We start from the raw sequence: 9,069 nt of genomic DNA on the forward strand, positions 1-9,069 counted from the left end.
CGGGGAATGTCCGAGTGCTGGACGCGCTGTCTCAGCAGCCGGGCGATGGCCGTACGATGTGAGGATCGGAAAGCGATGGGAGAAGCACAATGCCCGCCCTCAGGTCACGAACGGTCACCCACGGCAGGAACATGGTCGGCGCGCGGGCCCTGCTCCGCGCCACCGGTGTAGCCGGGGGCGACTTCGGCAAGCCCATCATCGCCGTGGCCAACAGCTTCACCCAGTTCGTGCCGGGTCACGTGCACCTGCGCGAGGTCGGCGACGTGGTCTCCGCCGCGATCCGCGAGGCCGGGGCGATCCCGCGCGAGTTCAACACGATCGCCGTCGACGACGGCATCGCCATGGGCCACGGCGGCATGCTCTACTCCCTGCCCTCGCGCGAGCTGATCGCCGACGCGGTCGAGTACATGGTCAACGCCCACTGCGCCGACGCGCTCATCTGCGTCTCCAACTGTGACAAGATCACGCCCGGCATGCTGCTGGCCGCGTTCCGGCTGAACATCCCGACGATCTTCGTCTCGGGCGGCCCGATGGAGGCCGGCAAGACGCCCGGCCGCAAGCTCGACCTGGTCGACCCCATGATCGCCGCGGCCGACGACTCCGTCTCCGACGCCGAGCTGCTGGAGATGGAGGAGCAGGCCTGCCCGACCTGCGGCTCGTGCTCCGGCATGTTCACCGCCAACTCGATGAACTGCCTGGCCGAGGCCATCGGCCTGGCGCTGCCCGGCAACGGCACGATCCTGGCCACCCACCGGGCGCGCAAGAAGCTCTTCGAGGACGCCGGCCGGCAGCTCGTCGAGATCACCCGGCGCTACTACGAGGACGACGACGCGTCGGTGCTGCCGCGCTCGATCGCCACGCGCGAGGCCTTCGAGAACGCGATGGCGCTCGACGTGGCCATGGGCGGCTCGACCAACACGATCCTGCACATCCTGGCCGCGGCCCGCGAGGCCGAGGTCGACTTCAGCCTCAAGGAGATCAACGAGATCTCGCTGCGCGTGCCGTGCCTGTGCAAGGTGGCGCCCGCCACGAGCAAGTACCACGTCGAGGACGTCCACCGCGCCGGCGGCATCCCGGCCATCCTGGGCGAGCTCGACCGCGCCGGGCTGCTCCACCGCGACCTGCCCACGGTCAACGGGCTCAAGCTGGGCGAGCTCCTGGCCCAGTGGGACCCGTGCTCGCCCGAGGTGCGGCCCGAGGCGATCGAGCTGTGGCACGCCGCGCCGGGCAACGTCCGCACGGTCAAGCCGTACTCCCAGGACAACCGCTGGGACTCCCTCGACCTCGACCGCGCCGAGGGCTGCGTGCGCGACCGCGAGCACGCCTACTCCGCCGACGGCGGCCTGGCCGTGCTCTACGGCAACATCTCCCGCGACGGCGCCGTGGTCAAGACCGCCGGGGTCGACGAGTCGATCTGGCGCTTCAGCGGGCCGGCCGTCGTGTTCGAGTCGCAGGAGCAGGCCGTCGAGGGCATCCTCGGCGGGCGGGTGCGCGAGGGCGACGTGGTGGTCATCCGCTACGAGGGCCCGAAGGGCGGCCCCGGCATGCAGGAGATGCTCTACCCGACCTCGTTCCTCAAGGGCAGGGGGCTCGGCAAGGCGTGCGCGCTGGTGACCGACGGGCGCTTCTCCGGCGGCACGTCCGGCCTGTCGATCGGCCACGCCTCGCCGGAGGCCGCCGAGGGCGGCGCGATCGCGCTCGTCGAGGACGGCGACATCATCGACATCGACATCCCGGCGCGCTCGATGGAGCTGCGGGTGCCGGAGGCCGAGCTGGCGGCGCGGCGCGAGAAGCTGCTGGCCGACCTCGGCGGCTACCGTCCGCGCGATCGCAACCGCCCGGTCAGCGTGGCGCTCCAGGCGTACGCGGCGATGACCACGTCCGCCTCGACCGGCGCCTCGCGCGACCTCACCCAGCTCTCCCGCTGACCTCCGCCTTCCCGCCGCCCGGCGCCCCCGTCCGAGGGGTGCCGGGCGCGGCTGTCCCCGGGGTCAGTGTCCCCTTCCTTACGTACACGCTTTCGAAAATTGTCGGTGGCGGTCTCTATCGTGGGGGTATGGCTAGAGTCGTGAAGCCCACCACCCGCCCGCTGACGACCGCCGAGATCGCCGCCCTCGCTCTCTCCCTGGCCCACCTCGGCACGGGCCCCCAGGCCGTCACCGCCAGGCGCGGCCTGCAGCACGCTCTCGAGCACCTGGAGCTCGACGACGACGTCATCGCCACCACGCTTTCGACGCTCACCGACCCGCTGCCCGTGGAGGTCGCCTCCCGGGCCCGGCTCATCGCCGACGCCATCACCAGCCGCATGATGATCCGCCTCCACTACTGCGACGCCGGGGGCCACGTCACGGTCCGCGACGTCGAGCCGGTGACGTGCCTGGTCCACCGCGAATACTGGTATCTCGTCGGGGTGTGCCGGATGCGTGGGGCCATCCGGGCGTTCCGGTTCGACCGCGTCCTCGCGGTCGAACCGACGCTGACCCCGTCCCGCCCCCACCTGGCCGACCGCTTCCTGCCGTTCCAGCGCCGCAAGCGCGCCAGGGCGGCGTAGACACCGACGCGTCGCACCCGCGCGGCGCCGAGCGCATACCGTTCACGGCATGAGCTATCGCGTCGCCATGGACATCGGAGGCACCTTCACCGACGTCGTCCGCTACGACGAGACGACCGGGTCCGTCGTCGCGTCGAAGGCGTCCACCACCCCCCACGACCTGGCCGAGGGCGTGTTCGCCGCCCTCGGCCGGGTCGTCGACGACCCCTCCCGGATCTCGTACTTCGTGCACGGCACCACCCAGGGGCTCAACGCCCTGCTGGAGCGCAAGGGCGCGCGGGTGCTGCTGCTGGCGAGCACGGGAGCCGGCGACGTCTACCGGATCGCCCGCGGCAACCGCGATCGCATGTTCGACCTGCGCTACCGCAAGCCCGCCCCGCTGGTCCCCGGCGAGGACGTGGCCGAGGTGGACGGCCGGCTCGACTGGCGCGGCGAGGAGCTCGTCCCGCTGGACGAGGAGGGCGTGCGGCGGGCGGCCCGCCGGGTGCGCGAGGAGGGGTTCGACGCGGTCGCCGTGTGCCTGCTGTTCTCGTACGCCGACCCGCGCCACGAGGTACGCGCCGGGGAGATCCTGCGGGAGGAGCTGGGCGGCGCCCCATGCGCGCGACAGCACGACGACGCCCAACGCGTGCGACAGCACGACGACGCCCAACGCGTGCGACAGCACGACGACGTCCTCGTCGTGCTGTCGCACGAGGTGGCCCGCGAGTGGCGCGAGTACGAGCGCACCTCCTCGGCCGTGCTGGAGGCGTACACCGGGCCCGTCGTCCGCGGCTACCTGGCCGAGATCGAGCGGCGTTTCGCCGAGCGCGGGCTGGGCGTGCCCGTCCACGTGATGCAATCCTCCGGCGGGCTGGTCAACGCCGCCTACGCCATGCGCCGGCCGTTGCAGACGCTGCTGTCCGGGCCGGTGGGCGGCACCATGGGCGGGGTCGCCGCGGCCCGGCTGCTCGGCCGCCGCAACGCGATCTGCGTGGACATGGGCGGCACGTCGTTCGACGTGTCGCTGGTCGTCGACGGCCGTCCCGACGTCAGCGCCGAGGCGCGCATCGAGGGCCATCCCGTGCTGATGCCCATCGTCAACCTGCACACGATCGGCGCGGGCGGCGGCTCCATCGCGTACGCGGAGGCGGGCGCGCTGCGGGTCGGCCCCGAGTCGGCCGGCGCCGTTCCCGGGCCCGCCTGCTACGGCCGGGGCGGCACCCGGCCCACGGTCACCGACGCGAACGTGGTGCTGGGCCGGGTGGACCCGGAGTGGTTCGCGGGCGGGCTCATGGACCTCGACGTGGAGGCGGCGGGCGCCGCCGTCGCCGCGCTCGGGGAGGAGCTGGCCCTCGACCCGCTGGACCTGGCCGAGGGGATCTGCGCCGTGGCCAACGCCAAGATGGCCCAGGCCATCCGCACGCTCACCGTGGAGCACGGGGTGGAGCCGCGGGAGTTCTCGCTGGTCGCCTTCGGCGGGGCGGGCGCCATGCACGCCGTGTTCATCGCCCGCGAGCTGGGCATCTCGGAGGTCGTCGTCCCGCGCTTCCCCGGCGCGTTCTCCGCCTGGGGCATGCTGGAGGCCGAGGTGCGGCGGGACCTGACGCACCCGTACTTCCGGCCGCAGGACGTCCTCGACGGGGCCGACATGGCGCGGCGCCTCGCCGCCCTGGAGGCCGAGGTCCTGGAGGCGCTGGCCGAGCAGGGCGTGCCGGCGGAGCGGCGCCGGGTCGAGCACGCCGTGGACGTGCGCTACGAGGGCCAGGACTACACGCTGACCATCCCGCTGCGCGAGGCCGGCGAACCGGCCGGGCCCGGCTTCCCGGCGGAGATCGCGGCCCGCTTCGCCGAGGCCCACACCAGCCGCTACGGCCACGCCACGCCTGAGGCGCCGGTGGAGTTCGTCATGCTGCGCAGCACCGGGCTCGGCTCCTTCCCCCGCGCCGCGGCCGGCGCCCCGGACGTCACCGGGGAGGCGGCGCCGGCCGTACGGGATGTGGTGTTCGACGGCGCCGTGCACCGCACGCCGGTGCTGCGCCGCGCGCACCTCGACGGCGAGCTGGCCGGGCCGGCCATCGTGGTGGAGGAGACCGCGACGACGGTCGTCCCGCCCGGGTGCCTGGCCACGGTCGACGACAACGGCTTCCTCATCGTGAAGGTGGACCAGTGATCGACCCCGTGACCACGGAGATCATCCGCTGCGCGCTCGTGCAGGCGGCGGAGGACATGAACACCACGCTCATCCGCAGCTCCTACACGCCCGTCATCTACGAGGCCAAGGACTGCGCGGTCGCGCTGCTCGACCGCGACCACAACGTGCTCGGGCAGTCGTCCGGCCTGCCGATCTTCCTGGGCAACCTGGAGGTGTGCACCCGCGAGACCGAGCGCCGCCACGGGCCGGAGGTCTGGCGCGAGGGCGACGTGTGGGTGCTGAACGACTCCTACATCGGCGGCACGCACCTCAACGACGTCACCGTGTACGGGCCGATCTTCGTGGGCGGCGACCTGGCCGGGTTCGCGGCGTCGCGGGCGCACTGGCTGGACGTCGGCTCGAAGGACCCCGGCGGCTCCATGGACTCCACCTCCATCTTCCAGGAGGGGCTGCGGCTCGGCCCGGTGAAGGCGTACGAGGGCGGTCGGCCCTGCGTGGACCTGCACGAGGTGATCGGGGCCAACGTCCGCTTCCCGCACGCCACGCTCGGCGACCTGCGCGCCCAGGTGAGCTGCGTCCTCATGGGGCAGCGGCGGCTGACCGAGATCGTCAGCCGGTGGGGCCTCGACACGGTCATGGCCGCCCGCGACGAGATCTTCGCCCAGACCGAGCGCATGGAGCGGGCCGCGATCGCCGCCATCCCCGACGGCGTGTACCGGGCCGGCGGCCACCTCGACAACGACGGCATCGACCTCGCGACGCCCCTCCCGGTGAACGTCGCGATCACGGTGTCCGGCGACGCGATGCACGTGGACCTGACCGACTGCGCCGACCAGGCGCTCGGCCCGGTCAACTGCGGCGCCGCCCAGGCGGTGGCCGCCGTGCGGGTGGGCTACAAGCTGCTCGTGTCGGGCGACGTGCCGCTCAACGGCGGCTCGTTCCGGCCGCTGTCGGTGGAGACCCGGCCCGGCTCCATGCTGGCCGCCCGCTCCCCCGCCGCCTGCCAGTACTACTACTCGCACCTCGGCCTGCTCATCGACCTCGTGGTCAGGGCGCTGGCGCCGGTGATGCCGGAGCGGGCCGCCGCGGCCTCGTACGGAGACTCCATGATCGTCCAGTTCACGGGCACCGACCCGCGCACCGGCAAGCTGTACGTCTCCCAGGAGGCCACGGTCGGCGGCTGGGGCGCCTGGGAGGGCGGCGACGGCGAGACCTGCCTGATCAACAACGTCAACGGCTCGCTGCGCGACATGCCGATCGAGGTGCTGGAGACGCTGTTCCCCGTCCGGGTCACCCGCTACGAGGTGCGGCCCGGCAGCGGCGGCGCGGGGCGCTGGCGGGGCGGTGACGGCGTGGTCCGCGAGTACGAGTTCTGCTCCGACACCTCGCTGTCGCTGTGGTTCGAGCGGTCGGTCACCCCGGCGTGGGGGCTGGCGGGCGGCGAGGCGGGCGCCCCGCCGCGCGTCACGCTCAACCCGGGCAGGACGGACGAGCGCCGGATGCTCAAGGTGAACGCGCTGCCGGTGACGGCGGGGGACGTGCTGCGCTGCGAGTCGGGAGGCGGCGGCGGGTACGGCCCCGCGACCGTCTAGGCGTTCGTCTGGACGGTCGTCCAGGCGTTCCCGGACTCAGTCCAGGCGTTCCCGGACTCAGGGGAGGAGGACGCGGCAGGCGAGCCGGAGGGCGAGCGGGGAAGGGCGCGACGTGTGGCCGCCCGACAGGTCGGCCCTCCTCCCGCCGTACTGTGCGCGGCGCCCGGGTCAGGAGCAGCAGCCGCCCCCGCAGCAGCCGCCGCCTCCGCCCGCCGGGCGCGGGGCGGAGCCGCCGCCGGTCATGGCCACGGTCGACAGCAGCTTGACCGTGTCGTCGTGGCCCTCCGGGCAGGACGCGGGGTCGCCGGAGGCGGACATGGGACGGGACACCTCGAAGGTGGAGCCGCAGGCACGGCAGCGGAACTCGTAGCGTGGCATGAGCACAGATTACGACGCGCCGGCCAGCGTCACGTGCGCGTAGTCGGACACCGGCTCGTAGCCGACGGCCTGGTAGATGGCGTTGCTCGTCGGATTGGCCAGGTCGGTGAACAGCACCACCTCGTCGCCCCGCTCGTCGAGGGCCAGGCGGCTGGCGTACGCGGTTACGGCCGAGCCGTGGCCGCGCCCCCGGCAGGCGGGGGGCGTGTAGACGGGCCCGATCCGGCACACCCCGCCCATCGCGGGCGACACCCCGGCCATCGAGACGGGCACGCCGTCCGCCTCCCACACCACGAGCTCACGCCGGGCCAGCCGCCGGGTGGCGACCTCGACCGTGTCACCCAGGTCCATGCCCACCTCGGCGCCGAACGCGTCCAGCCAGGCCACCATCAGCGGCAGGTCGCCGGCCGTGGCCACCCGGCCCCGTCCCGGCGTCCCGGGCGGTTTGAGCGTGCCGAGCCGGTAGAGGCGCTCGGCGCGGACGTCACCGGAGCGGCCGAGCCGCGCGCAGGCCGCGTCGACCGCCGCCCGCGGTCCCACGAGCCCGGGGATCTCTCCTTCGTACTCCTCGACCAGCGCGGCCGCCGCGTCGACCGGCATGTCGGCGAGCACCAGCGCGCGGGGCGGCGTGCGGAACGCGGCGCCGCACACCTCGCCCCAGGACGTGTACCAGCCGAAGACCGCGCCCCGGGCCGGCATCCCGTCGCGGATGTTGGCGAGCACGGTCAGCGGGACGGTGTTGCGCACGGGATCGCACAGCAGGAAGGGCTCCGCGGCCGCGGCGTACTCGGCGACGTCCGTCGTGAAGAACCACATGCCGGGATCCTCCCACCCCGCGCCGGACGAGGCAGCGGGGTTTCGGCGCCGGCGGGAAAGCTCCGCCGGGGTTCGGTGAAGGGAGGATGACAACCGTTCACAGGAGGGTGAGAGTGTGTCGACCGAGACGCGCGCGGAGGTGGACGACCATGATCTGGTCGCCCGCTTCCGGCTGGACGCGGAGGAGTTCACGGCCGTCTACGACCGGTACTTCCGCGAGGTGTACCTGTACGCGGCCGGCCGCGTGGACGTGCAGGCCGGTGAGGACATCGCGGCGGAGACGTTCTGCCTGGCCTTCCGCGACCGCGGGCGCTTCGACCCGGCGCGCGGGGGGCTGCGGCCCTGGCTGTTCGGGATCGCCACGAACCTGATCGCCCGCCACCGGCGCAAGGAGGCGCGCCACTACCGGGCACTGGCCCGTACGGCCGCCGAGCCTCCCGCCGACAGCCACGAGGGCCGGGTCGTGGAGTCCGTGGCGGCGCAGCGCATGGCGCCCCGCCTGGCCGGCGCCCTGGCCACGCTCAACCGGGGCCAGCGTGACGTGGTGACGCTGGTCTACCTGGCGGAGCTGACCCATCAGGAGGTGGCCGACGCGCTCGGCGTCTCCTACGGAACCGTCGGCTCCCGGCTCAACCGTGCCCGCAAGAAGATCCATCAGGCGATGGCCACGACGGCCAAGGAGGACGACCATGGATGACCTGCGCGAGATCCGCACCCTGCTCGCCAAGCCCGAGCCGTCCCCCGAGACGGTCGCCCGGCGGCGGCAGCAGCTCCACGCCCGGATGGGCGGTCGTGTCCCCCGGCGGCGGGCGCGCTGGCTGCTGGTCCCGGTGACCGCGGCGGCCGTCGCCGCCGCGGTCGTGGTCGCCGTCGCCCGCCCCGGCGGGCAGTCGCCCGCGGTGGCGACCGCGCGCGACGTGCTGCTCGTCGCCGCCACCACCGCGGAGCGCACCCCGGAGGGCTCGGGGACGTACTGGCACATCACGGTCACCGTGGGCGAGCGGCCACCGGAGGAGTACTGGTACCGGAAGGACGGGCAGTTCTGGATCAAGGGCGAGCACCTGAAGGGCGAGGGAAAGCTCTTCCGCTTCCCCACGGAGTCCCAGCCCTTCAACGTCGGGCCGCTGCGGTTGAGCTTCGACGAGCTGCGCGGGCTGCCCACCGACGAGGAGGCCCTCTACACGCGGCTGCGGTCGGCCGTCGCCGCGAGCGACGTCCGCACCAGCGCGGGCTCGCCCAGCGAGGCCGAGCTGGACGGCTTCGCCGTGGTGACGTTGATCTCGCTGGTCAGCGAGGCGCCCGTCTCACCCCAGGTCCGCGCCGCCGCCTATCGGGCGCTCGCCGCCCGGCCGGACGTCACCGACCTCGGCGAGACCGACGGCGGGCGGCGCCTGCGGGTCCCGATGTTCGGCGAGAACCGCGAGGTGGTCGTGGACCCTGAGACGGCACGGGTGCGCAACACGCCCGTCTGGGCGCCCCTCACGGGAGGCATCGCGTCCACCACCACCGGTGAGAGGGCGACGATCGACGCCGAGTGGACCGACGAGCTGCCCGCCGAGTGAGCCGGACGAGCGACGGGCCCGCACCTCCGAGGTGCG

Annotated in this window: 8 protein-coding genes; 6 read left to right on the forward strand and 2 right to left on the reverse strand. The window is 73.6% G+C overall.

Annotated features, from left to right (window positions below):
* The first annotated feature begins 89 nt into the window (after nucleotides 1-89).
* The 4 genes from ilvD to HTZ77_RS31400 all read left to right on the forward strand — a co-directional run bounded on the left by ilvD (nucleotide 90) and on the right by HTZ77_RS31400 (nucleotide 6,277).
* Nucleotides 90-1,928 (forward strand): dihydroxy-acid dehydratase, encoded by a 1,839-nt coding sequence (gene ilvD, locus HTZ77_RS31385; RefSeq protein ID WP_175593348.1) that lies wholly within the window; start codon nucleotides 90-92, stop codon nucleotides 1,926-1,928.
* Nucleotides 1,929-2,056: 128 nt separating this feature from the next.
* Nucleotides 2,057-2,551, forward strand: coding sequence for a helix-turn-helix transcriptional regulator (locus HTZ77_RS31390; RefSeq protein WP_175593349.1), 495 nt, complete (start codon nucleotides 2,057-2,059; stop codon nucleotides 2,549-2,551).
* 49 nt (nucleotides 2,552-2,600) lie between these two features.
* Nucleotides 2,601-4,703 (forward strand): hydantoinase/oxoprolinase family protein, encoded by a 2,103-nt coding sequence (locus HTZ77_RS31395; RefSeq protein WP_175593350.1) that lies wholly within the window; start codon nucleotides 2,601-2,603, stop codon nucleotides 4,701-4,703.
* Nucleotides 4,700-6,277, forward strand: coding sequence for a hydantoinase B/oxoprolinase family protein (locus HTZ77_RS31400; protein WP_175593351.1), 1,578 nt, complete (start codon nucleotides 4,700-4,702; stop codon nucleotides 6,275-6,277). Before HTZ77_RS31395 ends, HTZ77_RS31400 begins: the two co-directional genes overlap by 4 nt.
* Nucleotides 6,278-6,445: 168 nt before the next feature.
* Here the strand turns inward: HTZ77_RS31400 and HTZ77_RS31405 are convergent, their stop codons facing one another.
* Nucleotides 6,446-6,655, reverse strand: coding sequence for an FmdB family zinc ribbon protein (locus HTZ77_RS31405; RefSeq protein ID WP_175593352.1), 210 nt, complete (start codon nucleotides 6,653-6,655; stop codon nucleotides 6,446-6,448).
* 9 nt (nucleotides 6,656-6,664) lie between these two features.
* On the reverse strand, nucleotides 6,665-7,471 hold the full coding sequence (locus HTZ77_RS31410; RefSeq protein WP_175593353.1) for a GNAT family N-acetyltransferase: 807 nt from the start codon (nucleotides 7,469-7,471) through the stop codon (nucleotides 6,665-6,667).
* Between the two features lie 115 nt (nucleotides 7,472-7,586).
* Between HTZ77_RS31410 and HTZ77_RS31415 the strand changes: the two genes are divergently transcribed.
* Complete coding sequence (locus HTZ77_RS31415; protein ID WP_175593354.1) at nucleotides 7,587-8,168, forward strand: RNA polymerase sigma factor; 582 nt, start codon at nucleotides 7,587-7,589, stop codon at nucleotides 8,166-8,168.
* Entirely contained in the window at nucleotides 8,161-9,033 is an 873-nt protein-coding gene (locus HTZ77_RS31420) for a CU044_5270 family protein (protein WP_175593355.1), read from the forward strand. The genes HTZ77_RS31415 and HTZ77_RS31420 overlap by 8 nt, the downstream gene beginning before the upstream one ends.
* The last annotated feature ends 36 nt before the right edge of the window (nucleotides 9,034-9,069 follow it).

This window comes from Nonomuraea montanisoli (assembly GCF_013363975.1).
Taxonomy (GTDB): domain Bacteria; phylum Actinomycetota; class Actinomycetes; order Streptosporangiales; family Streptosporangiaceae; genus Nonomuraea; species Nonomuraea montanisoli.

Coding starts and splice junctions, on each gene's coding strand:
- HTZ77_RS31390 (WP_175593349.1), top strand. CDS start 2,057: ATGGCTAGAGTCGTGAAGCCCACCACCCGCCCGCTGACGACCGCCGAG.
- HTZ77_RS31420 (WP_175593355.1), top strand. CDS start 8,161: ATGGATGACCTGCGCGAGATCCGCACCCTGCTCGCCAAGCCCGAGCCG.
- ilvD (WP_175593348.1), top strand. CDS start 90: ATGCCCGCCCTCAGGTCACGAACGGTCACCCACGGCAGGAACATGGTC.
- HTZ77_RS31405 (WP_175593352.1), bottom strand. CDS start 6,655: ATGCCACGCTACGAGTTCCGCTGCCGTGCCTGCGGCTCCACCTTCGAG.
- HTZ77_RS31395 (WP_175593350.1), top strand. CDS start 2,601: ATGAGCTATCGCGTCGCCATGGACATCGGAGGCACCTTCACCGACGTC.
- HTZ77_RS31410 (WP_175593353.1), bottom strand. CDS start 7,471: ATGTGGTTCTTCACGACGGACGTCGCCGAGTACGCCGCGGCCGCGGAG.